The following is a 24,730-nucleotide window of genomic DNA, read 5'->3' as shown; positions in this document are numbered from 1 at the left end:
CAAATACGGCGTTAGCGCCCATATGCGCTTATCGACTTAGAGTTATGCGATTTTTCAGTGTAACTCTGCCCCAGGATGGCAATTTCTGCAGGAGAAGTCAATTTCATAAACATTTTTTACCAGAATAATTCCGAACTTTTAATACAAAATAGAACCTCTGAGATTCGGAAATAAGCCCAAAACCGAACGTTATTCGTCAAATCTTTGATTAGGTTTGTTTAAACTAGCGATTTTTTGAATTATGAAATTGACTTGGAGTTATGCGATTTTTCCGTGTGCCTCAACTCCTCGGTGGCGGTTTCTGCAGAGTTTCACGGTTTTTCCGTATAACTTTCCTTCCGGATGGCGGTTTCTTCGAGCGTTGCGCGGTTTTTCTGTGTAACGTCGCTCCCAGGCGGCGGATTCTGCGCAACTTACACGGTTTCTTCGTGTAACGCTGCTCCGTGTGATCTCGGGTCCACATTTCGCATCACAACTACTTCTTTGCGAATAGCTCGCCTGAAGTCCGCTTCCATCGTTTAAAAGGCCGCGACACAACTCTCTCAACATATAAAAAAGAACCGCCGGCATGCCTGGCGGTCCTTCATCCAATGCTCTATTACTTCTTCCAAGTCGCAAACGCTTCGGCCGGCTCCTTGGCGGTATCGAAACGCTTGCCGAGCAGCGGCGAGAGCTGCTCGAGCTCCTTGAGCAGGTTCGCGAACTGGTCCGGGAATAGCGACTGCACGCCGTCTCCCGTCGCCGAGTTGTCCGGATCGGTATGCATCTCGATAATGAGACCGTTTGCCCCTGCGGCGACGGATGCCTTCGTCATCGTCTCGACCAGCTCGCGGCGTCCCGTCGCATGGCTCGGGTCGGCGATGACCGGCAGATGAGACAGTTGCTGGATGACCGGGATGGCAGCCAGGTCGAACGTATTGCGCGTGTAAGTCTCGAAGGTACGGATGCCGCGTTCGCACAGCATGACGTTCGGATTGCCTCCCGCCAGGATGTACTCCGCCGCGTTCAGCCATTCGTCATACGTTGCGCTGAACCCGCGCTTCAGCAGCACCGGATTCTGAATCGTGCCGAGCTTGCGAAGCAGATCGAAGTTCTGCATGTTGCGCGTGCCGACCTGCATGATGTCCGCGTATTCTGCGCAAATGTCGACGAACTCCGGCGCCATGACCTCCGTGATGGTGAGCAAGCCGTATTTCTCGCCGGCTTCCTTCATCCACTTCAGGCCTTCCACGCCGATTCCTTGGAAGCTGTAAGGACCGGTACGCGGCTTGAACGCGCCGCCGCGAAGCACCTGGCCGCCGGCCGCCTTGACCAGACGCGCGATCTCGTCGATCTGCTCCGGCGTCTCGACCGCGCACGGTCCGCCCATGACGACCAGGTTGTCGCCGCCGATCTTCACGCCCTTCACCTCGATGATCGTATCGTCCGGGTGGAAGTCTCTGCTTGCCAGCTTGTAGGACTTGGAAATCTTGATGACGTTTTCCACGCCGTGCATGGAGCGGATATGCTCCGCGAGCGACGGCTCGGCTTTGCCGATGATGCCGATGACCGTGCGGTCCGTACCGCGCGAGATATGAGGCTGTACGCCGCTTTTTTGAATATATTCGGCAATCTCCAAGATGCGTTCTTCGGAGATATGCGGAGAAGTTATGACGATCATAAGGACACGCTCCCGGATTCGATATTGGTTATCATCACATTCACTTTCGCGCTTGTTCGCTTCGACGCTTATACGCTTTTAAGCACTAAAGTAAATATAGACGATAAAACCCCGGGTGTCAATCCCCGGGGCTATCGTCTTCTCATGTCATTCCATGGCCGGCTTGTTCGCTTCAATGACGATTTTTCTCGCGCGGCGCTTTTCTCTCCGTTTGCGCTTGAACGCCTGGACGCTGTACCAGATCGGAAAGAAAAACAAAATGCCGAGCGCGAGACCGTCGATCATCCCCCCGACGATCATCTTGAGGTTAAACAGCAGAAAATGGTTAACTTTCTCCGGCAGGAACGAGAAGTTCACCGCGAAGTGCGCAGGCATCACCGCGTCCGCCACCATCTTGTTCAGCACGGACATCGGGATATAGATCAGCTTGCCGAAAACGAATCCGACCAGCGCCGAGGGCAAGTTGCCCCGAAGCAGGTAGATCAGCGGAAAGATGAGAACGAACGAGGTGCCGTAGGTCGGCAGATTAAACATCTCGACGAACAGCCCGATCGCAAATCCCATCGCTATTGAATAAGCCCCGCCCTTGGCGCGAAGCAGCTTGACGTACTGCAGCTTCAGATAGCGGACGAACTTGCGAAGACGTTGTTGCATGGCGCTCCTTTCTCGCGGCCTGCGGCGCCACTCCAGCCAAGAAAGGCTCAAATGGTTGTTTTTTCTCTAACCGTCGGCAGCAGCTTGCTCATGTTGACGGTGCGGCGGATCTCCCAGGTCGAAGGGTCGTTCTGATCATATCGTTCCAGGTATTGGATGACTTCCTTGGTCAGCGGAGTCGGCGTGGATGCGCCGGAAGTGACGGCCACGCGTTCGATGCCTGCTAGCCACTCCCGCTTGATCTCCGTGACGTCGGAGACGCGGTAAGCCTTCACGCCGGAGATCTCCTCCGATACTTGGGCGAGTCGATTGGAATTGTTGCTCCGGGGATCGCCCACAACGATGCAGAGCTGCGCATTCTTAGCTTGCTCGGCAACGGCTTCCTGACGAACCTGCGTCGCCAAGCATATCTCGTTGTGGACCTCCGCTCGGGGAAACGTCTCGAGCAGCTTCGAGATGAGATGTCGGATATCCCACTGCGACATCGTCGTCTGATTCGTTATTATAATACGGTCGCCGGCAAGTCGAAGTTCCGCAATATCTGCATCGTTCTCGATCAGATGCACGCGGTCTGGCGCGATCCCGATAGCGCCCTCCGGCTCGGGGTGTCCTTTTTTGCCGATGTAAATGATATCGTAGCCTTCTCCGACCTTTTCGCGGATCAGATCGTGCGTCTTCGTCACGTCCGGGCAGGTGGCATCCACGATGGTCAGTCCTTTTTCCCTGGCCCTTCTGCGGACCTCGGGCGAGACGCCATGCGCTGTGAAAATAACGGTGCCGGACTCGACGCCTTCCAGAATCTCCAGGCGGTTAGCGCCGTCCAGCGTGATGATGCCCTCGTCCTTGAACGATTCGGTCACGTGGCTGTTGTGCACGATCATCCCTAAAATATAAATGGGGCGCGGCAGATCCAGGTTGCGCGCCGTCTGAAGGGCAAGCACCATGGCATCCACCACGCCGTAGCAATATCCGCGAGGGGAAATTTTAACGATCTCCATTTTCGTAACCCGCTTTCTCGCCCGTACCTGTCAGCTTTGTTCCGATTCGGGAACAGCCGGGCGTACCGATGCCTCTATTATACCGTAATCCGGGCGATCGGAAAAGTCGACGGGAAGCCAAACGGTAAAGCGGCTGCCGCCTTCGGGCCGGGACTGGACGTCCAGGGAAGCGCGGTGCATGTCCGCGATCCACTTGGCGATCGAGAGACCTAGTCCAGTGCCGGATGTCTGTCCGCGAGATTCGTCGGCCCGATAGAAGCGGTCGAAGATGCGGGGCATATCGGCTTTGGAGATGCCGATGCCCGTATCGGTGACGGATAAGCCTACACGATCATCCTGACGGTATACCTCCAGGCGAACTTCGCCGGCGGGCGTGTATTTAAATCCGTTTTCGATAAAAATGAACAGCAGCTGCATGAGGTAATCCCGGTTGCCCACGACACGTATGCCGACAAGCGCGTCCAGCGGGCCGACAACCCACTCCGCCTTGCGAGGCAGAAATCCGGCCCTGCGGGCCACCTCTTCGACCAGGGGCAGCAGCTCGATGGGCTCCTTGTCCACGACATAACCGGCGTCCGCGCGCGCCAGCGACAGCAGATCGTTGACGAGCCGGCTCATCCGCCGCGCTTCGTCCGAGATGTCGTGCAGCGCTTCGCGCGACAGCTCCTCCCGCTCCGCCAGGGACAGCCGAGGCTTCGCAATTGCGCCGTCCTGCTCTTCGGCCGCCGCGCCGGAGCTCGTCTCCGTCCAGACCTTTTCCAACAGATCCACATTGCCCCGAATCGTGGTCAGCGGCGTCCGCAGTTCATGCGATGCGTCCGATACGAACCTGCGCTGCGCCGTGTTCGATTCTTCAAGTACATTATACGCCTTTTCGACCCGCTCCAGCATATGATTGAGCGTTCGCGTGAGGCGGCCGATCTCGTCCTGGCTCTCGCCGGGAATCCGCAGCTTCAGATCCGAACCGCTTTGCACGCGCTCCGCCGCTTCCGTGACCTTCTCGATCGGACGAAGCGCCTTACGCGCGAGAAAGAGGCCGATAACGAAGGCAAGAACGAGGCTGGCGAGGCCGGCGGCGCCGATAATGACCCTCATCTGGGATAAATAGTCGATTTCCTTCCCCGTATAAGCGCCAACTTGCAGCAGCCCCAGCAATTGTCCGCCGAGCTCCAGCCGCTTCTCATAAATTAAAAAGGGAGTTCCCGAGAGCGTGACCGTCCGATAGGTGCCGTCTATCGCTTGCTTGGCCGAGGGGAAAGGAAAAGTGATATTGGAAGCGATCAGATTGCTGGACTTGGTGTTTACGACCCCTTCGAACGATTGCGTGTAATTTACGACCTGTACGGCGATGATGAGATCGAAAGGAGAAGAGGCCCTTGGCTTAAGATCCAGATCATCCGGCGATACTTGTACCACTATTTTATCGGCTTCGTTAGCCAGACGCGTTTTAATGACGCCCATCGTATTCTGGGATACGACCACATACATAATGACGCTGAATGCGATTAGAACAATTGCCAGCAGCCCCGAATACCACAAAGTCAATCGCAGCCTGATCGACATGACCTAGCTGTCTCCCTTCAGGACATAGCCCGCTCCCCGCACCGTCTGAATGAGACGCTTGTCCCCGTATTCCTCCAGTTTCTGGCGCAGCATCGCCACGTAGACCTCGAGGACGTTGGACTCCCCGCTATAGTCGTAACCCCAGATCTTGTCCATGATTTGATCGCGCGACAGGACGCGCTTCGGATTTTGCATGAACAGGTGGAGCAGGTCGAACTCCTTGGCGGTCAGCTCGATGCGCTTGTCGCCGCGGATCGCCTCGCGTCCGTCGACATCGAGCACCAGATCGTCGAAGCGCAGCCGATTGTTCTCTCCGGCAGGCTCGGGGCGACGACGCATGAGTGCTCGTACGCGGGCCATTAACTCCTCGAGCGCAAACGGCTTCACGAGGTAATCATCGGCCCCGAGGTCCAGTCCCTTCACCCGGTCCTGCACGTCGTCCTTGGCCGTCAGCATCAGCACAGGCACGTTGATTCCTGCGGTCCGCAGTCTGCGGCACACTTCCCAGCCGTCGATCCCCGGCATCATAACATCAAGGATGACCAGGTCAGCGGACTTGTCCGCCACAATGCCAAGTCCCGCGGGACCGTTCGATGCGGTGGAAACTTCATAGCCTTCGAAAGCCAGGCTGCGCCTCAGCAGGGAGGTGATTTTGTCGTCGTCGTCGATAACGAGAATATGCGGTCTCATGTGTTCCTCCGTCTAAAAGAATAGGGCAGTCTCGGCGACTGCCCCGTTAACGCTATTGTAGCAGATAATTTTACGGTTGTTGCTGTTGCTGTTGCTGCTGCGTCGATTGATCCTCGAAATCGCTCTTGTTGCCGATCGTGAGCGTCAGATCGATCTTCTTGCCGTCGCGGTACACGTTCAGCACTGCCTTGTCGCCTACGCCTTTCTTCTGAATCGCGGCAATCAGCTCTTCCTTCGTCTTGTAATTCGTGCCGTCCATGCCGAGGATGACGTCGTATTGACGGAGATCAGCCTTGTAAGCCGGCGAGTTGTACAAAATGCTGTTGACGAGCGAACCGTCCGTGCTTGACAGTCCCAGTTGGCGTGCGGCGGAGCTGCTGATGTCCTGCAGCGTCGCGCCGATGAACGGAGACGGCTTCGCCGGAATCTTGGTATTGGATTTAAGGTTATCCAGCACTTCGGTAATCGTGCTCGTCGGGATTGCGAAGCCGATGCCTTGCGCCTGCGAGCTGACGGCGGTGTTGATGCCGATGACTTCGCCGTTGAGATTGATCAGCGGTCCGCCGGAGTTGCCGGGGTTGATCGAAGCATCCGTTTGCAGCAGGTGCTCGTAGTTGCGCGTGCCGTCCGAATCCTGGATGCTGATCTCGCGTTCGTTGGAGCTGAGTACGCCGACGGTGACCGTGTGGTCGAAGCCGTACGGATTGCCGATCGCCACGACCCAGTCGCCCATGTTGGAAGCGCCGGAATCGCCAAGCTTAAGCGTCGGGAAGTCCGTGCCTTCGATCTTCAGCACCGCGAGGTCCAGATCGTAGCTCGAGCCGAGCAGCTTCGCCGTATAGGGCTCTTGATGGCCGGTAACGGTAACTTTGATCTCGTCCGCGTCGGCGATTACGTGCTGGTTGGTCAGGATATAGCCCGTGGAGTCGAAAATGAAACCAGAGCCCATGCCTTCCTCCTGCAGCGAACCGCTGCCGTCCGACCCGTTGCCACTGCCGTTGCCGCCGTTGCCCCCGTTTCCGCCGGAGCCGTCACCATAATCATCGCCGAAAAACTGACGGAACAGCGGATTGTCGTCCATCCAGCTGTTGCCCGAGCTGCCGCGGCTGGAAGCCTTGACGTAGGTTTCGATTTTAACGACTGCCGGGCTAGCCTGCTCGAAAATCTTCGAGATGTTGTTCGGCCTTACCGTATCGGTGACATTGGCTACCGTCTTGGCGCCGCCATTGTCGCTGGGCGTCGATACCGCGGCCGATGCCGGTGCAGCGGCCTTGGTGCTGAACCAGTCGCCGCGATCGGCCGCGAACATCAGTCCGCCGACGACGACTACGCCGGCCATGAACGAAGCGAATACCGACCGGATCGAAGATCTGCGCGGAGGCTTGGAGGCTTCCCAGTTCCTGCCGTTGCCCGATACAGTGAACGGCCGGTACTCCCTTTCGGTCTGCTGAACCGCCGGCGTCGCGGGACGCTCGCTCGCGCCGCTGCCGCTATCGTAGGCTGAGCCATACGATGTGCTGCGCTCGCGGTCCGAGCCAAAAGGTCCGTAAGTGAACCTCGTTTCTTCTTCTCTGTGAGGCGTAAATCCGGCGTCCGGCGTATCCGAACCCGAAGCCGCTTCGCTGTAGCCTTCCTCGCGTGCGTTCGTCTCGCGCGTTTCCGCATGATCCGCATACCGGAACTCCGGCCCTTTCGCCGTTCCCTCTTCGCCGTTCTCTTCGCGTTCGTTGCCATATCGGAACCCGAAGAGATTGTCTTCCGGCTTTTTGTTCTGATCGTCCATGTTCGATTCCTCCCATGTCACCGTGGCGTTAGCGCCTGCGGTCGTTGTTCTTCTTGACTACATATTCGCCTACTTACCTTAAAACAATCTTAAAGTGAACTGAATCAATATTAAAAAGTTAAAAAAAGAGAAATGCCCCCCGTGTCGCCGGAGGGCTGCCGTTCGAATATCCCCATCTAACTGGCGGACGATCGCTTAGTAAATCCGGTTAATAGCGGTTAGTGTAAAAACTTAGCCTCCGCTTGCTCTAGCACTCTCTCCGCTTCGCGGATCCATGATTCGTCGATTTGGGCATCGGGGTTCGAAGGCGCGGCGAACTGGTCGAAAAAACCGCCGAGCGTGCGCGGCTGCGCGTCCTGATCCAGGCCTTCCTCATATTCGTGCCTCAGGACATAAGGTTGGCCAAACCGGATGATCGCATCGGTCTTCTCCGCTTCTGCGTCGAGCTCGCCCCGTTCCACCTCGAAGGGGAGCCGCAGCCAGACCTTGTGCTCTCTGTCGAGCGCCCGGTCGAACGAGCCGGTCTTGTAATCCCAGTTGCCGCCCAGGTTAAATCCGAGATCGTCAAGGCCTTCCTGCGCCTGAATGTATGAAACCTGCGTCGAAGCAAGTCGCGATGACAGCTGCTGCATGGGTATTCCGCCTTTTTAGCCATATAATGCCCGATTGACTGGTAAGCTAAACCTCGCCGGCATCGTCACCCGTTCGTCATTCAGTCAGATGGCCCGCCACGCTCCGCTTAAGAATGCGGTACATCGTTGTTCCGCCATTCCAGCCAGCTACGCGCCAAATAAGAATACGGCACATCGTACGCGCCAAATAAGTATGCGGCGCATCGTTATTTCGCGAATCGACTATGCGCTCGCCCCTTTTCCTGCGCTTCGCCTACGCCTTGGCCCACCCCTTGCGGTGCGCGAAAATAGCCAGCTGCGTCCGGTCCTCGAGCTCGCATTTCATAAGAAGGTTGCTGACGTGGGTCTTCACCGTTTTGATGCTGATATGCAGCTCGTCCCCGATCTCCTTGTTGGACTTGCCCTCGGCAATGAGCAGCAGCACCTCCCGCTCGCGCTCCGTCAGTCCCTCGTCCTCATCCTGCGCCGTCCGTCTGCGAAGGCCGCGGGTCAATGCCTGCGAGACGTCGCCGCTCATGACCGGCATGCCGCGCAGCGCCCCCTGCATCGCATAGACGAGCTCGTCCGCCGACACCGTCTTGAGCACATAGCTTACGGCTCCCGCTTCGATCGCGGCCACAATTTTGTCATCCTCCAGAAAGCTCGTCAGTATAATGACGCGTACATGCGGATACTTGGCCAGCATGGCGCGGGTCGACTCGACGCCGTCCATGCCGGGCATCATCAGATCCATCAGCACAAGCTGGGGGACTCGGCCTCCGTACGCGCCGGCGTCAAGCCGGTCGATCGCTTCCTGCCCGCCCGAAGCCTCCCCGATCACCTCAAAACGGTCGTCCAGCATCAGATACGTCCGAATGCCGGCCCTCACCATCTCGTGATCGTCTACGATCAATACGCCGCTCGGGCTTTGCATCGCGCTTATTCCGCTCATTTCCGATTATCCCCTTCCGTTTCCTTCGATCGCATGGGCGAACTTGGGCAATCCGACCTTGATACGCGTGCCAGCGCCTGGTTTGGTCGCAATCTCGACGTCGCCTCCGAGCTGAATCGCGCGCTCGCGCATGGTGGTCAGCCCGTACGAGCCCGCCTTGACCCGATCCGCGCTGAAGCCATCGCCGTCGTCGTCGATCGATAACAGTACTTGCCTGTCGGTCTCTCCCAGGACGAGCCTGACTTCGTCCGCGCCCGAATGCTTCATGACGTTGGCCATCGCCTCTTGAATGATCAAAAAGAGCTGATGCTCCATGGCGGGCGGCAGCGCAGCGGATACGCGCACGTCGAGCGTGCCCTGCATGCCGTTTTGCCGGCAGTAATCCGGGAACCAGCGGTCCAGCGCCTCCGGCAGCGTCCTGCCCTGCAGCTCCAGCGGCCGCAACTGCGCGATCAGGCCGCGCATCTGGCGCTGCGCGGCCTTGGACATCTCGATGAGCTGCTGCATGACGCGGCCGGCATGCTCGGGGTTCTTGTCCACGAGCGCCGGCAGCGCCGAAGCGCTCATATGGATGGCGAACAGCTGCTGGCTCACCGTATCGTGAAGGTCCCTGGCCAGCCGCCTGCGCTCCTCGAGCACCGCTTCCTCTACGGTGGCCGCCTTGCCCATCACTTCCTTCTCGCCGAGCTGCTGCAGCAGGCGAAGCCGTTCGGCCAGCCCCAGCTGCAGCCGGTTGAATTCGCGATACGAGCCGGCGAACGCATCGGTCCGCTCCTCCGGGAGCCTCGCCTCCCAATTGCCGGCGGCCGACTGCTTGAGCGCCTCCTGGAGCGCGTCGATACGGCTCTGATACCTCCTGCCCCGGAAGTACGCGCTGACGATCCGGACGGCGATCAGCAAGGGAATCAGCCTGTAGATGGCCGCGCCCGCAGGCAGCGCCTCAATATGAGGACGCCACAGGCCGTAGATGACGCCCACCACGACGGCGCCCGAGAGCGTCGCATAAAAAGCCCACTCCCACTTGATATTGCGAAGCAGCTTCGGCATCAGTCGTTATCCCACCTTCGTCACGCGCACGTCGCCAATGAAGCAGCTAACGATAAGCACCACTTGTTTGTCTGTATCCTGAAATCCCGGCGTCTCCGCAGACATCTGATTGAAGAGGCCGCCGCGTTTCTGCTCCAGCACCTTCACGTCTCCGATCAGGCAGCTCGAGACGACGCGGATGCCGACGCTGTGATCGCCCGGCACATACGCCTTGACGTCCCCGATAAACGCGGATACGTAGATACGGGTCTCGCCGACGGGAATATGTGCGCGCGTCAGATCGATCGTCGTGTCTCCGATAAAATGCGAGATGCTCATCGGCTGAAGCTCCCACATCTCCTGTCCGATGTGCACGTCGCCGATGAATCGGCTGTGGTCGATACGGGATCCTCGCATCGAATGGCCGGGCGGGCGGTGATATTCCTTCCACATCCGCTCGGTTTCGTTGCCCCCGCCATAAGCTTGCTCATCGAAATGTCCGTGCCTCGCATGACGTTCACGCGCCTTGGCTTGATGACGCTCGCGGTGCTTGGCATGGATCCGTTCGACGCGCTCCTGCATCCTGGCGTTGAAGTGGTCCATCCGTTCCTGGCGCCGCTCCATGCGCTGGCTCAGACGATCGGTCGGATCCCAGCCGCGCCCTCGCGCATCGCCTTCGCCAGGATCCTCCGAACGCCGCTCGGCCGCGTGCGAGTCTCCCGGAACGGGATCATCGGCAAAAGCAGTCGGGCTGTCATACGGTTGCGGCGGAGGAGGCGGCGGCAGCGGAGCTTCGAACGGCTTGGGAGCGGGCGGAGGCGTCACTTCGTTCCAGCCGCTTTCCTCCCATTTCTTTTTCGATTTTCCGCAACCGCTTCCTCTGAAAACCATATTGAGACCGGCTATGATAAGAGCGGCGGGAATGGCGAAACGAATCAAATCGCCGAGCTCCCAATGCAGCCATCCCAAATTGCGCCCCAGGAAAAAAAGTCCCATCAAAACGACGATCGAATTCCAGCCGAATCCGTTTCTCCGCTGCAGCAGCATCCCCTGAATGCCGAAAAAGATCATCAAGACGGGCCAGTAGTTCGAAAATAGATAGCCGATATCCACCTCGATGATCCCGCTCTGATTCAATAAAAAGATCAGGCCGCCGCCGATCAGAATAAAGCCCCAAAAAATGCGGTGAAGCACCGATTGCTGCATAGGGGTTCCTCCAGTTTTCTGTACGAATAGGTTCTGCTGGTTACATTATAAAGGAAAGTCGAATCGCATCCATAGCGGCGCGGGATGTAACTTGCCTCGGTCTCGGGACTGAGGCGCTACCCAGCCTCTTTAACATGTCATTTTTCATAACATGTTTCGTTGACATATATGACTTCTAAATATATAATTTGGTCGTATTTTTATTCTTCTTGTGGTCATGCGACAAAAAATCGAAGCATTCTGGGGGAAGTAGAATGACGTTGGAGACGCTCTCCAGCGGCGTCGATACAATATGGGTTGTATTGACCGCCGCGATGATCTTATTGATGGAAGGCGGCTTTGCGCTGCTCGAAGCAGGCTTCGTCCGGCAAAAAAACGCGGTCAGCATCATCATGAAGGTATTCGTGGACATCTCGTTCGGCGCCCTGTTGTTCTACGCCGTCGGTTTCGCGCTAATGTACGGCAAGGATGCCGGCGGCTTGATCGGAACGTCCGGCTTCGGCATGAAGGGCGACTTGTCCCATCTCAGCCTGAACATCTCGACGGACACCTTCTGGCTGTTCCAATGCGCATTCGTCATTGCCGTCATCTCCATCGTATCCGGCGCCGTCGCCGAGCGCATTCATTTCCGCGCGTACATCGTCTACACGATTGTCATGACCGGGCTTATCTATCCGATCTCCGGTCACTGGATCTGGTCCGCCGGCGGCTGGCTCGCGAAGCTGGGAATGGTCGACTTCGCCGGCTCTGCGGCCATTCATGCGCTCGGAGGCTTCGCCGCGCTGGCAGCCGCCCTGTTCCTCGGTCCGCGCATCGGCAGGTTCGCCGAGGACGGCCGGGTCAACATCGTCCCGCCCTCCAACCTCCCGCTCGCTTCCGTCGGCGCCTTCATTCTTTGGTTCGGCTGGTTCGGCTTCAATTCGGGGAGCACGCTCAGCGCGACCAATCCGAACATCGGCCACATTGCCGTAACGACGATGCTCGCCTCCGCGGCAGGCAGCGCTGCCTGCATCTTGTTTACCATTTTGCGCTATCAAAAAGCGGACCCGCCTACGGTTATTAACGGCGCGCTAGCCGGCCTTGTCGGCATCACCGCAGGCTGCGCCTTCGTATCGGACGGAGCGGCCATTTTCATCGGCGCGTTCAGCGGCATCGCGATGGTGCTGGCAACCGAATGGCTCGAGCGTCGTCGCGTCGACGATCCGGTAGGCGCCTTCGCCGTTCACGGGATATGCGGCAGTATCGGCACGCTCGCGGTCGGTCTGTTCGCCGTGCCGAGCCTGTCCCCTAACGCCGGCTTGTTTTACGGCGGCGGCTGGAAGCTGCTTGGCGTTCAAGCCCTCGGGCTTGCCGTCGTCGCCGTCTGGGGCTTCGCGCTCACCTGGGGCGCCCTTAAGCTCATCAATGCCTGGCGACCCGTGCGCGTCTCCCGCGACGAAGAGCTCGTCGGTCTCGACGTCGGCATCCACGGTGTGCCCGCTTACAGCCAAGAGCACGATTTCCTTGATATCGAGCGGCTGAAGGCAGAGTAGCGCCCCCTTTTTTTGGGCGGACCCGACTTCGTAAGAATACGTCTGACGACTCGACGAATGCCTGAGCTCTCCCGCATGAAAGGTTCAAACTGATCAGAAAAAGCCGATCCCGGACGACTCCGGAATCGGCTTTTCGTTTGCTAAGGTCCAAATGCTTAGGACAAATTAATCTCCCGGATCCGTTCCAGCGGGATCTTGGGCTTGCGGTCCTCGGTCAGCAATCCGTTAACCTCCTGCTGCACGTCGGTCACCTGCGTATAGCAGTAGCCGCAGATGCCTTCTACGCTGCGGATCGCGCGGGTCAGACCCTCGAATCGCTCGATGAACGCTTCGTCCGAATCGACTTGGCGGCCATAGCCCCAGCCTTTTTCCGACCGGTACGCGATCCCGCCGAACTCGGTGATCATAATTGGCTGCCCCCTGTAACCGTAGCCTTCGGCAAAAGCATACTTCCACTTGTTGCAAGTCGTATCGTTATCTGTGATCGCTTCGAGATCCGCATACCGCTTCAGAAATTCGTCCCCGGTTTCGACATAATCGTGCAGCGTCAGAATATCCGACACGGTATGCTCCCAGCCGTCGTTCGCGATGACCGGACGATTCGGATCGATCGCCTTGGTCAGATGGTAGATGCCCTCCGTGAACTTCTGCTGGCTGCGGTCGCGGAGAATGGAGGAGATGCCCCACGATTCGTTGAACGGCACCCATGCGACGATGCTCGGATGATTGTACTGCTGACGGACGATCTCCAGCCATTCCTTCGAAAACGCCTCGACGGCCCGGTCGTGGTACTCGAACGTCGCCGCCATCTCGGACCACACGAGCAGTCCCTTCACGTCGCACCAATAAAGAAAGCGAGCATCCTCGATTTTCATATGCTTGCGCACGCCGTTGTAGCCCATCTCCATTACCTTGTCGATGTCTTCGATAAGCGCCTCCTCGTTCGGCGGCGTCAGATGGCTCTCCGTCCAGTAACCTTGATCGAGGATCAATCGCTGATAGAACGGCACGTTGTTCAACAGCACCTTGTTTTTCTCGATCGAGATCTTGCGCATGCCGAAGTAGGAGCCGACGCGGTCCACCACTTCGCCGCCTGCGTACAGCACAAATTCCACGTCGTACAGATTCGGAAGCTCCGGCGACCACCAGCTTTTTTTCCACGGACCGTTCGCTTCATGCACGAGATCGACCTCGACCGATAGGCACGGACGATCGATATCGAGACCGACGCGCTTCACCGGCCTGTCCTTCAACGTGACGATCGCTTCGAGCCGAAGCCCGTTCGCCGCCTCCGTCCCGGTTACCTCATAGTCGAAGCGAACCCGATTGCGGTCGATGTCCGGCGTGATCTTGACGCGATCGAGCCGCTGCTCCGCCGCGTACTCCAGCCACACCGTCTGCCAGATGCCGGTGGTCTGAACATAGAAGCATTCGAAGTTGTCCTTCGTCCAGCGCTGTTTGCCCCGCGGCTGCGTGCAGCTGTCGCTGTCCTCGGCCTTGAGCGTAATCGTATTGTCGGCCCCGAAGACCAGATACGGCGTGATATCGAAGCTAAAAGCCGCATAGCCGCCCTGATGGGCGCCCGCCATCGTCCCGTTCACCCATACTTTGGCGATATAGTCGACGGCCTGGAAGTGCAGCAGCACTCGCTTGCCCTCGGCCTCCTTCGGGATCGGAACGGACCGGCTGTACCAGACTTGCGGATGGAACGCTTCTTCGCCGATCCCGCTCGCCTGCGTCTCGTACGTGAACGGTACGTTGATCGTATGCGTGCCTTCGAACGTCTCCTGCCATCTTAGTTTTTCCCCCGCGTTTTCATCGTCAAAGCGGAAGCTCCATCGGCCGTTCAGGTTCAGCCAGCTGTCGCGCACGAACTGCGGCCGCGGATAATCCTTGATATACGATTTGGTCGTCATTCGGCGCCTCCCTTGCCGGTCTTGGTCGCGATCTTAAGGGCATACACCGACGACGGACGCAGTGGATATCCGCTCTGCCATTCGGCGGCGGATATGACCCGGGTCGTGCAAGCGATCTTCGCCGGCTCGAATACGGAGTTGATCTCGTCTGCCGAATCGCCGGTGATCTCGTGCAGCGAAGTCGCGTCCGAAGCCGCGAAGTCGTCCAGACGAAGCTCCGTCCTGACCTCTTCCAGGCTGCGGTTTACGATAAATACGGTAACGACGGTACCGTCCTCGTTCGCGCAAGCCGCGACGTCCAGGTCCGGCAGGACGTCCAGTGCGAATGGCGCCGGCTTGGGAGATTGGACGGAAAAGCTGCCGCAGACAGTATCGACCGGCAGCATGCGGCTGATGTCGCTGCCCGCGTACAGCTTCATCACTTCATAAGTCGGCGTGCCGTATACGGTCAGGGGCAGACCGCTCCAGCCCGCCTCTTTGCCGCAGTATTGATCCGCATAGTAGTCGCCGACGCGAATGCAGCCGCCGAGCCAGCCGTTCACAAGATCGGAGAAGCTGCCGATCTGAACCAGGTCGCTCGCGCGCAGCATCTCGTTCAGATTGGCGGCGTTGGCGACCGCCGCGCCGAGCGTATGCTCCTCGGGCAATCCCTTGCGGATCGTATTCGGATAATACATCGTGTTGTACTCGGTGATCGCCAGCTTGATATGGGCGTGCTTCGGATTCGCGGCGATCTGCGCCGCCGTCCGCCCGATATCCGACCGCGTCCATTCGGAGAAGGCAGCCATTGCCTTGTACCGTTCCTCGGCCGGCGTCTCCCGGTTCATGCCGAAGCGTCCGTAGCCGTGATACAGATGCAGCGTCAAATAGTCGATATGCTCGCCCGCGATGTCGAGTACGGCCCGGTTCCAGTCCTGGTCGGTATGGCCGCAGGCCATCAGCGCGAGGGAAGGGTCCGCCGCCTTCATCGCCTGCGCGAAGGCGACGCAGCGCTCGCCGAATCGCTCGGCGGAGCAGGTGCCGACCTGCCACTGCCCCCATACTTCGTTGCCGATCTCCCAATAGCGGACACGGTATGGCTCGGGATACCCGTTGGCGGCCCGCAGAGCGCCCATCGGAGTGTCGATCCCGCCGTTGCAGTATTCGACCCACTGCGCGGCTTCCTCCGGCGTGCCAGAGCCGTCGTTCACGCAGATGAGCGGCTCTACCCCAAGCGCCTTGCAGAAGCCGATGAATTCGTCCGTTCCGAAGTACTTGCTCGTCCAACCGCCCCACGCCTCGTTGTACATGACGGGCCGCTCGAGCGCGGGACCTACGCCGTGCTCCCAGTGGTAGGCGCTGATGTAGTTGCCTGCGAGCCTCATCATGCCCGCGTTCAGGTCGCGCGTCATCTCCACGACTTCCCGCTTCACGATGCCGACGCTGTCCTCGGGGAGCAGGGACACGTGATCGATCCACAGCATGCCGGTAGACACGTGATCGATCCACCTCGGATGCGAGGCAGGTACGTACACGCGAATCTCCGCGTCGGCGCAGGCGCCCGAGACCGGCAGCCGCGCTTCGTATTCGCGCCAGTTGTGGCTGGCCAAGTCGATGCGGACGCTGCCGAGCGACGCCTCCGTACGCCGGTCGACCGCCTCGACGAGCAAATAGCGCAGCTCGACGGAAGCGCGTGCGACCAGCTTGACCGCGTATGCGATCGGTCCCTTGAGCGCCGCCTTCTGCGCGATGCCGGCATAGGCCTCGTCGTCGCTCAGCAGTCGGATACGCTGAGCGCGTCCCGAATGCCGCTGGGCGGACGCCTCGAGGGCGTACTGCGTGTTTTTCCCGTTCGTATAGGCGCGCCAGCGGCCGGAGACCGCTTGCTTTTCCTCCGCCTCGCTCTCGAAGTCCATGTCCTTCAGCGGGAAAGCGAGCATCGCGTCCATATGATCGCGTATGTCCTCGACGAAATGTCCGAATAGATAAGGGTTAACCGTATGGTCGCTCGGTCTGCTGCAGTCGATCGATATCGTTGCATTCTTTTTCAAGGTCGGCCTCCATAGAACGTGATTAATGGTTCATTGCGTCTTCAACCTTTGATCGATCCGATCATGACGCCCTTGACGAAGTGCCGCTGGACAAAAGGATACATGACCAGCACCGGCAGGCTGGATACGATGATGACCGCGTACTTGATGCTCTCGGCGAGCAGGATTTTGTCCTCGATCCCGACGCTGGCGTCCACCGCGTCGCTTTGGCTGATCATCAGAATCTCGCGCAGCACGAGCTGCAGCGGGTAGAGCGATTCCCGGCGAATATAGATGAGTGCGTTAAAAAAAGAGTTCCAGTGACCGACCGCGTAAAACAACACCATGACCGCCAGAATCGGCTTGGACAGAGGCAGGATGATATTCCAGAGCAGCCGCCAGTTCGAGCAGCCGTCCATGTGGGCGGCCTCCTGCAGCTCCCAGGGAATGCTGGCCTGAAAGTACGTGCGCATGACGATCAGATTGTAAGTGGCGATCGCGCCGGGTACGAGCAGCGCCCAAACCGTATCGACCATATGCAGGTTTTTGACAAGCATATAAGTAGGAATGAGGCCTCCGTTAAAAAACATCGTAAGTGTAATGATCACCATGAGCAGCCTGCGTCCCGGAAGATCCGGCCTCGACAGCGGATAGGCCGCCAGAACGGTCATGATCATATTGATGAGCGTGCCGGCCGCGGCGTAAAAGATCGTATTGCGGTAGCCCGTCCAGATTTTCCCGTTGTGCAGGATGTTCTCGTAGGCGGCCAGCGTGAACCCCTTGGGCAGCAGCCACACCTCTCCGCCGAGCACCTTGGCCGGATCGCTGAACGAAGCGCTGACGACGAAGATCAGCGGATACAAGACGACGAGGATGATCAGCACGGCGAAGACGTTCACGACAATGTCGAATACGCGGCCGTCCGATGCGCTTTTAACGGTCGTTGGTCTAGCCATCGCAAGTTGCCTCCTTTACCATAGACTCGTCTCCGCGGTCTTGCGCGCGAACCGGTTCACGAGCAGCAGGAGCGTCAGATTGATCAGCGAGTTGAACAGACCGATCGCCGCGGTATAGCTGTATTCGCCCTTGAGGATGCCTGTCGTGTAGACGAACGTCGAGATGACGTCGCTCGTTTCGAGATTCAGGTTGTTCTGCATGAGCAGTATTTTCTCGAATCCGACATCCATGAAGTGGCCGATATCCAATATAAGCAAAATGACGATGACCGGCACGATCCCCGGCAAGGAGACATGCCATATTCGCCGCAGCCTGGAAGCTCCGTCCATCTTCGCCGCCTCGTACAGCTGAGGATTCACGCCGCTGAGCGCCGCGATATAGATGATCGACTGCCAGCCCATATTCTGCCAGATATTCGAACTGATGAAGATCGTCTTGAACCAGCCCACGGACTCCATGAAGCGGACAGGCTCCCCCCCGAGCCACTCGATCAGTTTGTTGACAGGTCCGGTGCTCGGAGACAGAAAGACCGAGAGGATGCCTACGATGACGACGACCGACATGAAGTGCGGGATAAAGGTAATGTTCTGCAGCCATTTGCCGAAGGACTTGCTGCGAAGCTCGTTCACGATCAATGCCAGCAGGATCGGCACCGGGAACGCGATCAGCAGGGAGAACAGGTTAATGGATAACGTATTCCACAGCAATCTCTTAAAGTAATACGATTCGAAAAACCGCTGAAAATGCTCGAAGCCCACCCATTCGCTGCCCGCGATGCCCTTGCCCGGATTGAAATTTTTGAACGCGATCTGCAGCCCGTACAACGGCCCGTAGTTGAATATCAAATACCAGGCGATCGGCAAAAGGAGCATCAGGTACAAATCATACCGTTTGGCCATCCGTCTCAGCAGTCCGCTGCCCTGCCGCTTGCGGCTGACGGTCGCTGCGGCGGCCGCTTTGGGTTGCACGCTCTCCATGCGTATCTACTCCTATCTGAGCGGAGGATGCCTCTCTCCGGACTTCCCTTGCGGGCACGTTCGTCCGAAGAGAGGACTCCGTTCTTCTTCTGCTCGCTTTTCGAGGAAGCCTAAGCCAGGATTACTTTTTCATCTTATCGTAGGCGTCCTGGTAGATCTGCTGCAGCTCGTCGATCTTCAGCTTTTTCAGCGTCGCCTGGAATTCATCCCACTTGTCGAAGCTGAGCGCGCCGGCGATGAACTTCGTGCTCTGCTCCTCGTAGTACTTGTCAAGATCGTTGCGCAGGATGTTTACCTTTTGCGCGGTCGCTTCGTCGAACATCGGCGCCGCGTAGCGGACCTTCGGCATGAACGGATCAAGCTTCTTTTGCGCTTCCTGCACTTGCGGCGGGTTGATGAAGGAGGCGACCTTTTCGCTGATGAGGTGCGGCGCGCCGCCGCCGGCGTAAGGCGTGAGCTTCGACTGGTTGCCCGAGTCGATGAATGCCTTGGTGTAGTATGGAATACCGTCCTTCACTTCGTAGTTCTCGCCCTCTCTGCCGAATCGCAGCAGCGTGGATCCCTCGTCGCTATAGAAGTAATCGATCCAGCGCATTGTGACTTCCGGATATTTGTTGACGGACGTGATGGCGAATGCCCCGAAATCCCGCGCGACCGGCGCACCTTGGCTCTGCAGCTGATCGCCGTGCGGACCTTTCAGCGGAGCGATGCCGGTATACTGATCCTGGATCGACAAGAAGTTATTATTCGTTTGATCGAAGAAAAATCCGGTATTGCCCGATCCTTGCTTGGCCAGATAATCCGCTTCCTTCTGCGAAAACATCTCGGGATCGAGCAGCTTTTCCTTATAAAGCTTGTTCAAATACATGAGCATTTCTTTGTTCCGGTCGTTGCCCATCCAAATATTCACTTTATCGTTCTCAAGATTAATGTTGTAGCCGAACTGCAAATCCAGACCGAACGACCCGCTCATCATCGCGAGTATAGGCAGTCCCTGGCCGGCTACCGGAGCGCGGGCGGTCATCGGCAGCTCGTCTTTTTTGCCGTTTCCGTTCGGGTCTTGGTCCCTGAAGGCGACGAGCACGTTGTACAAGTCGTCCGTCGTCTCCGGCATCTTCAAGTTCAGCTTTTTCAGCCACGCCTGATTGATCCACTTCTTGTCCGTGCGGGCGGCGTCCAGGGTGACGATGCCCGGAATGGCGTAGATATGGCCTTCCGGCGTCGTGATCCCCGCGCGAATCTCCGGATATTGATCCATCAGCTGCTTCAGGTTCGGCGCGTACTGATCGATCAGGTTCTCCAAAGGAATCAACTGGCCGGCCGCTCCGTATCGCGTCGCCTCGAGCTGCGAGAGTCCCGATCGGTAGAGAGCGTCGGGCAGCTCGTTGGACGCGAAGAGCAGATTTTTCTTCTCTTGAAATCCGTCCGTCGGCGCTTCGGTGAATTCCACCTGAACGTTGCTCATTTTCTCGTATTCCTGGAACACCGGCATATCCTTGAACGGTCCGTTAACGGGCGCGGTCCGAGTGAACATCTTCAGCTTGATCGGCTGATCCACGATCGGGAATCCGCTTGCTTTTACGGCACTGCTAGTCGAAGCAGCCGGCTCTGCACCTCCGCTTGCGCCGGAATTCGAGCTGCACCCGGCGAGCGCCAGACTGGACGCGACCATCGTGCCGATCGCGTAGCTTTTCCAGTTTTTACGCATACCTCTATGACCTCCGCTTAATGTGTTTTTCACCGAACCGACGTTGTAAGCGTTTTACCGGCGTGTTTTCATTGTAAGCGCGCTGCAAACGCTGCCAATTGCAATATTATGACTTTTCACTCCACTTATTTGACGGTTCGGTCGCCGTTCAGATAGGCTTGCGGGGTCACGCCCTTCATTTCCTTGAACACCTTGAAAAAGTAATTGTAGTTGGCAAAGCCCGCCTGCGTGCTGATCTGTTTGATCGAATACCGGCCGCTCTCCAGCAGCTTGCAGCTGACGTCGATCCGCACGCGGTTCAAATATTCAGAAAAAGTCGCATGCGTCTCCTCTTTGAATATCCGGCTTAAATAAGACGGATTGAGGCCGATCGCGCCGGCTGCCAGCTCCAGCGTAATATAGCCTTGATACTTTTCAAGAATCAGCTCGATCGCCTGCGATACATGCCGGGAGTAAGGCCCGTTCGCGCGTTGGCGCTTCAGCAGCTTGAGCAATCCGGCATAGTAGGATTGGAGCCACAGCTCCAACTCGGCGAGCTCGGCGATTTTTCCGAGATCGGCGCGGGACGGCAGCTCGCTCTTGATCGCTTCGGACGACAAAGTCGGCATCCACTTCTTGACGGCTTTGTCTCCGGTATGAAGAAGCTCGCTGACGATCATCTGAACGGTCTGGGAATGAACGGGCTGTCCGCGCACGGAAGAAAACACGGAGGCGAGCAGCTGATGCATGCCTTCCTTGTCCAAGCGCTCGATCGAGAGCAAAAGGTCCTTCTGCTCCTCGATCGTCAGCGACACGCGCCCGTTGAACAAGCTTGGCCGCTCCGAGGACGGCGAAGCGTCGAGCGCCCGTACCGCGGCGCCATAGCTGGCGGCAAACTGCGCCAGGTTGCCGCAAATATAACCGGGCGCGGCCATGCACTTGAGATTCAGCAATAACTCGAGCGCATGCTGAAGCTTCGCGATCATTCTCCCGACTTCGCCGGCGACGATATGCTCGCTCCGTTCCTTGAACGCGAACAAGACGATCAAGCGTCCATCCTCCGCATATGCCACGATCCGCTCGCGCATGTCTCCGAGACTCTGCTGCATGATATCGACGGCCTGCTGCGCAAGCCGATTCGTCTGCACGTCGCTGTAAGACTCCGTCAACAGCCTGAAAGACACGATCTGCACGGCGGCCGCCACATAGCGGATCGCCCCCCGGAACATTCCGTGTCGACCTGCCTCGGCCTCCAAATTTGACGCCGCCTCCGGCCTCCCTCTCGCCAAGTCCGCAAGAAAATCTCTTATGACCGCGGGATTTTCCCGATCCTCGGCCACTTCCTCTCCGGTATTTTCCCCGCGCTGCCGATCGTCCAAAGGCCGTATCTCGACCGCTTTGTTCAATACCGCCAGAAGGGCCGTCTCATTCAGCCGGTGCTTTAACAGATAATCGACGGCGCCGTCCTTCAGGCATTCGCGCACGTAGTCGTAATCGTCGTAGCTGCTCAGCATGATCGTCCGCACGGACGGATGCTTTTCTTTAATCGTTCGATTGAGCTCTACGCCGTTCATCTCCGGCATGTTCACGTCGATGATCGCGACATCAGGCGCCGATCTTCCGATCGAAGCCAGCGCCATGGCGCCGGTATGCGCTTCGCCGCTCAATTCGAATCCTTCTTTATTCCAATCCAGAAGCGTCGCCAGGTGATGGCGCACCAACGGCTCGTCGTCTACAAGCAGCACTCGAAACATGGCTCAACGCTCCTCTTTCCATGATTGATCCGTCTGTCCGAGCAAGGGGAAACGAACTTCCGCCGTCGTGTACAGACCCGGCTCGCTGTATAGCTTCACGCCGTACGGCTCGCCGTACATCCGATTGATCCGCTCATGCACGTTGCGCACGCCCATGCCGGAGAAGCGGGACGGCTGCTCCGAGGCGTCCGGCTCTCCCAGGAGCATATCCATGCGTTCCTGCGTCATGCCTTTGCCGTTGTCGGTCACTTCGATCTTGAGGTCTCCCTGTTCCGCAAAGACGCGAATGAGCACGACGCCTCCGGACGGACCGACGCCATGAACGATCGCATTTTCCACCAGCGGCTGGATCATCAGCTTGAGTACCGGGCACGCCAGCAATTCGTCGTCCTCGATTTGCGTTTGCAGCTTGATCGGCTCCATGAACTTGTATTTTTCGAGCGCGACGTAGCTGGCCACATAGTTCAATTCCTCCCGTACCGAGAGAAATTCATTGGCGTTGCCCAATACGCCCCGCATCAGCTCGATCAACGCGCCCGACGCCTCTTCAATGTTGGGCACCCCGTTGAGCTTGGCCAGGTATTTGATCGTATTGAGCGAATTGTAGAGAAAATGGGGCCTGATTTGCGCCTGCAGCGCGGTCAATTCCGCTTCGCGCTTCTTTTTCTCGCTGTTCCGGATATCTTCCATCAGCCGCTTCAGCTCCTCCACCATGTTGATAAAGACATGGTAGAGTTCGCCGATCTCGTCCTTGGTTCTGATCTCGGTTTTGGGAAAGGATAGATTGCCGTCTTTGACCCGGGTCATCATCGACTTCAGCCTCCTGATGTCGATGGTCGTGCGGGAGGACATCTGAAGCGAGCCAATCAGGACGACGGCAAATACGATGAGCGATACTTCGATCATCAGATTGCGGATTCTCGTGGATTCGCTGAGCAGCGAGTCCATCGGGATCAGCGCCAGCGTCGTCCATCCCGTATATGCGGATTGACGGCGGACGACGATGTAAGATCTTCCGTCGATTTTCATTTCGGCAGCATCTCCCGCACCGGCGAATCGCTGCTTGACGCTGACCAAGGTTTCGTTCGATGGCGCGGAGGAAGGCGCAGACTCGGTCGCGTAGACGAATTCGTCCTGCTCGTCCAGGACGTACAGCAGACTGTCCGCAGTCGGCTTTACCGCATACGTTTTTTTGATAAAATCATAATTCAGATCCACCATCACGACCCCGATCGCCTCGCGATTATATCGGATCTCGCGCCCGACCGTAATGGCGTCAGCCGTCCCCACCGGCTTAAAATAAGCATGACGCGAGCCGTTGCGCAGAATAAAGTCCATCGTCGGCGTCTCCAGGAACGTACGGTCGATCCAAGGACTGCCGGAAAAAAACACCTTCCCGTTCAGCCCAACGACGGCGATTCGCGAAATATAGGGCTTATAATCGATAAGCCCCGAGAGAAAACCGGTGATCAGCTTCTGCTCCTGAAACCATTCATAGCTGATCTCCTCGCTCGGGCTCATGATCGTGTCGATGACGGCGTATTTGTTGGACACGACGACCGTGTTCAGCCGGTCGATTTCCTGCAGCATAATATTGAGCGATTCATCCGCCTGACGGATGCTGTCCAGCACCGAGGTGACCGCATTTTGCTTGATCGTATCGCGCATGTTCACGTAAACGATGCCCGTCACGGATACGATGGACAGCAGCGTAACCAGGGCAAATGCGATAAAAATCTTCCCTTGCATGTTCAATCTGGGCGAAATCCGCCTTCGAAAAGCCGCCAGCTTCATTTTTAGCGTTCTCCTTTGTAGTCATCCTTGCACGGAAGGTGCGCTTCTCGTCGATCGAACGGATAAAGGAGGGACTTTGTAATAGACTTTGAACGCTCTTGTAAACGTGTACAAATTTGGGTAGCCCAGAGACAGTGCGACTTCCGTAATCGTCGCGTCCGTTTCGGTCAGCAGACTTATGGCCTTTTCCATTCGAATCTTCTGAATGTACTTCATCGGCGGCATGCCGACTTGTTCGGCGAACACGTCGGAAAAGTACGAGCGGTGCACGCCCGCGAATGACGCCACCTGCTGCACGGAGATGCCTTCCGTCGCGTGAAGCTCGATAAAATCCAGGCATTCGCGAATCCATCCGACATGCTCCTTGGCATCGATCGGCGCCGCATCCAAGATCAGACCGGCGAACAGCTCGCAGACTATGCCTTGCAGCGCCAACGCCGCGGCCGGCTTCCGGCGTTCGGCTGCGGAGAGCGCATCGATGACGCGCTCGGCCGATGCCTTAACGCTTGACGTGACCGCCTTTTTCCGAAAGGGACGATCCGGCGTCACCCCAGCCAGTTCGAGCAGCGACCCTACTCTCGCGCCGTCGAGCGCCAGCCAGTTCATTCGAAGCGGCGCTTCGGACGGAAGCTGACGGTAATGGTACGTTCGTCCGGGGAACAAGCAGAACAGATCGCCTTTGTGCAGCTCCGCCCATTTCCCCGCCCACTCGATCCTCACTTTGCCCTCGTATACAAAATGAAGGCTGTGGCACTCGATCCGCTTCGGTCCGACCTCGTATGAAGGCTTGGCGATGCTGCGTCCCGCCCGGACCGGCCAGAGCTGACTCTGTTTGTCCAGACGGCCGGGCGTATAGTAAATGAACTGGGCATACTCGTATTCGTACTCCTGCATCATCCCCGCCTGCTCCTTTCACCCATTTCCTTTTCTCTCCAGAAGACAACAAAATGACAATAGAAAT

Annotated in this window: 19 protein-coding genes; 1 reads left to right on the top strand and 18 read right to left on the bottom strand. The window is 57.8% G+C overall.

The window, feature by feature from the left end:
- Positions 1-598 precede the first annotated feature (598 nt).
- The 10 genes from aroF to liaF all read right to left on the bottom strand — a co-directional run bounded on the left by aroF (position 599) and on the right by liaF (position 11,143).
- The gene (aroF, locus tag KB449_RS06890; protein ID WP_282907671.1) at positions 599-1,660 is read right to left on the bottom strand and encodes a 3-deoxy-7-phosphoheptulonate synthase; all 1,062 of its coding nucleotides are present in this window, start codon (positions 1,658-1,660) and stop codon (positions 599-601) included.
- A 147-nt stretch (positions 1,661-1,807) separates the two neighbouring features.
- Complete coding sequence (locus KB449_RS06885; RefSeq protein ID WP_282907670.1) at positions 1,808-2,314, bottom strand: DUF2062 domain-containing protein; 507 nt, start codon at positions 2,312-2,314, stop codon at positions 1,808-1,810.
- A 47-nt stretch (positions 2,315-2,361) separates the two neighbouring features.
- The gene (locus KB449_RS06880; protein WP_282907669.1) at positions 2,362-3,312 is read right to left on the bottom strand and encodes a 4-hydroxy-3-methylbut-2-enyl diphosphate reductase; all 951 of its coding nucleotides are present in this window, start codon (positions 3,310-3,312) and stop codon (positions 2,362-2,364) included.
- 30 nt (positions 3,313-3,342) lie between these two features.
- Positions 3,343-4,875, bottom strand: a complete 1,533-nt coding sequence (locus tag KB449_RS06875; protein ID WP_282907668.1) for a sensor histidine kinase — start codon at positions 4,873-4,875, stop codon at positions 3,343-3,345.
- Positions 4,876-4,878: 3 nt separating this feature from the next.
- Complete coding sequence (locus KB449_RS06870; protein WP_282907667.1) at positions 4,879-5,565, bottom strand: response regulator transcription factor; 687 nt, start codon at positions 5,563-5,565, stop codon at positions 4,879-4,881.
- A 70-nt stretch (positions 5,566-5,635) separates the two neighbouring features.
- A complete protein-coding gene (locus KB449_RS06865; RefSeq protein WP_282907666.1) occupies positions 5,636-7,348 on the bottom strand; it encodes a S1C family serine protease in 1,713 nt (570 codons plus the stop codon).
- 218 nt (positions 7,349-7,566) lie between these two features.
- The gene (locus KB449_RS06860) at positions 7,567-7,980 is read right to left on the bottom strand and encodes a YugN family protein (RefSeq protein ID WP_282907665.1); all 414 of its coding nucleotides are present in this window, start codon (positions 7,978-7,980) and stop codon (positions 7,567-7,569) included.
- A gap of 253 nt (positions 7,981-8,233) precedes the next feature.
- Positions 8,234-8,911 (bottom strand): response regulator, encoded by a 678-nt coding sequence (locus tag KB449_RS06855; RefSeq protein WP_282907664.1) that lies wholly within the window; start codon positions 8,909-8,911, stop codon positions 8,234-8,236.
- Between the two features lie 6 nt (positions 8,912-8,917).
- Complete coding sequence (locus tag KB449_RS06850; protein ID WP_282907663.1) at positions 8,918-9,958, bottom strand: sensor histidine kinase; 1,041 nt, start codon at positions 9,956-9,958, stop codon at positions 8,918-8,920.
- 6 nt (positions 9,959-9,964) lie between these two features.
- On the bottom strand, positions 9,965-11,143 hold the full coding sequence (gene liaF / locus KB449_RS06845; RefSeq protein ID WP_282907662.1) for a cell wall-active antibiotics response protein LiaF: 1,179 nt from the start codon (positions 11,141-11,143) through the stop codon (positions 9,965-9,967).
- Between the two features lie 254 nt (positions 11,144-11,397).
- Here liaF and KB449_RS06840 point away from each other — a divergent pair, with 254 nt between their 5' ends.
- Positions 11,398-12,675: an ammonium transporter gene (locus tag KB449_RS06840; protein WP_282907661.1), complete on the top strand. Its 1,278-nt coding sequence runs from the start codon at positions 11,398-11,400 to the stop codon at positions 12,673-12,675.
- 155 nt (positions 12,676-12,830) lie between these two features.
- On the opposite strand, the gene KB449_RS06835 is transcribed toward KB449_RS06840, so the two are convergent.
- From KB449_RS06835 to KB449_RS06800, 8 genes are all read right to left on the bottom strand, one after another.
- Positions 12,831-14,591 (bottom strand): glycoside hydrolase family 2 protein, encoded by a 1,761-nt coding sequence (locus KB449_RS06835; protein WP_282907660.1) that lies wholly within the window; start codon positions 14,589-14,591, stop codon positions 12,831-12,833.
- Positions 14,588-16,621, bottom strand: a complete 2,034-nt coding sequence (locus tag KB449_RS06830) for an alpha-L-arabinofuranosidase C-terminal domain-containing protein (protein WP_282907659.1) — start codon at positions 16,619-16,621, stop codon at positions 14,588-14,590. Before KB449_RS06830 ends, KB449_RS06835 begins: the two co-directional genes overlap by 4 nt.
- Before the next feature lie 41 nt (positions 16,622-16,662).
- Positions 16,663-17,556 (bottom strand): carbohydrate ABC transporter permease, encoded by an 894-nt coding sequence (locus tag KB449_RS06825; RefSeq protein WP_282907658.1) that lies wholly within the window; start codon positions 17,554-17,556, stop codon positions 16,663-16,665.
- Between the two features lie 15 nt (positions 17,557-17,571).
- Complete coding sequence (locus KB449_RS06820) at positions 17,572-18,534, bottom strand: ABC transporter permease (RefSeq protein WP_282907657.1); 963 nt, start codon at positions 18,532-18,534, stop codon at positions 17,572-17,574.
- Positions 18,535-18,655: 121 nt separating this feature from the next.
- The gene (locus KB449_RS06815) at positions 18,656-20,242 is read right to left on the bottom strand and encodes an extracellular solute-binding protein (protein ID WP_282907656.1); all 1,587 of its coding nucleotides are present in this window, start codon (positions 20,240-20,242) and stop codon (positions 18,656-18,658) included.
- 125 nt (positions 20,243-20,367) lie between these two features.
- Positions 20,368-21,975 carry a response regulator gene (locus KB449_RS06810; RefSeq protein ID WP_282907655.1) on the bottom strand — a complete coding sequence of 536 codons (1,608 nt, stop codon included), beginning with the start codon at positions 21,973-21,975 and terminating at the stop codon, positions 20,368-20,370.
- 3 nt (positions 21,976-21,978) lie between these two features.
- Positions 21,979-23,769 (bottom strand): sensor histidine kinase, encoded by a 1,791-nt coding sequence (locus KB449_RS06805; RefSeq protein WP_282907654.1) that lies wholly within the window; start codon positions 23,767-23,769, stop codon positions 21,979-21,981.
- A gap of 21 nt (positions 23,770-23,790) precedes the next feature.
- A complete protein-coding gene (locus KB449_RS06800; protein WP_350356214.1) occupies positions 23,791-24,666 on the bottom strand; it encodes a helix-turn-helix domain-containing protein in 876 nt (291 codons plus the stop codon).
- Positions 24,667-24,730 lie beyond the last annotated feature (64 nt).

Origin of the sequence: Cohnella hashimotonis (genome assembly GCF_030014955.1) — a bacterium.
In the GTDB taxonomy this organism is placed as follows: domain Bacteria; phylum Bacillota; class Bacilli; order Paenibacillales; family Paenibacillaceae; genus Cohnella; species Cohnella hashimotonis.
Note: the sequence above shows the minus strand (reverse complement) of the source record. Positions and strands in the feature narration are given on the sequence as shown.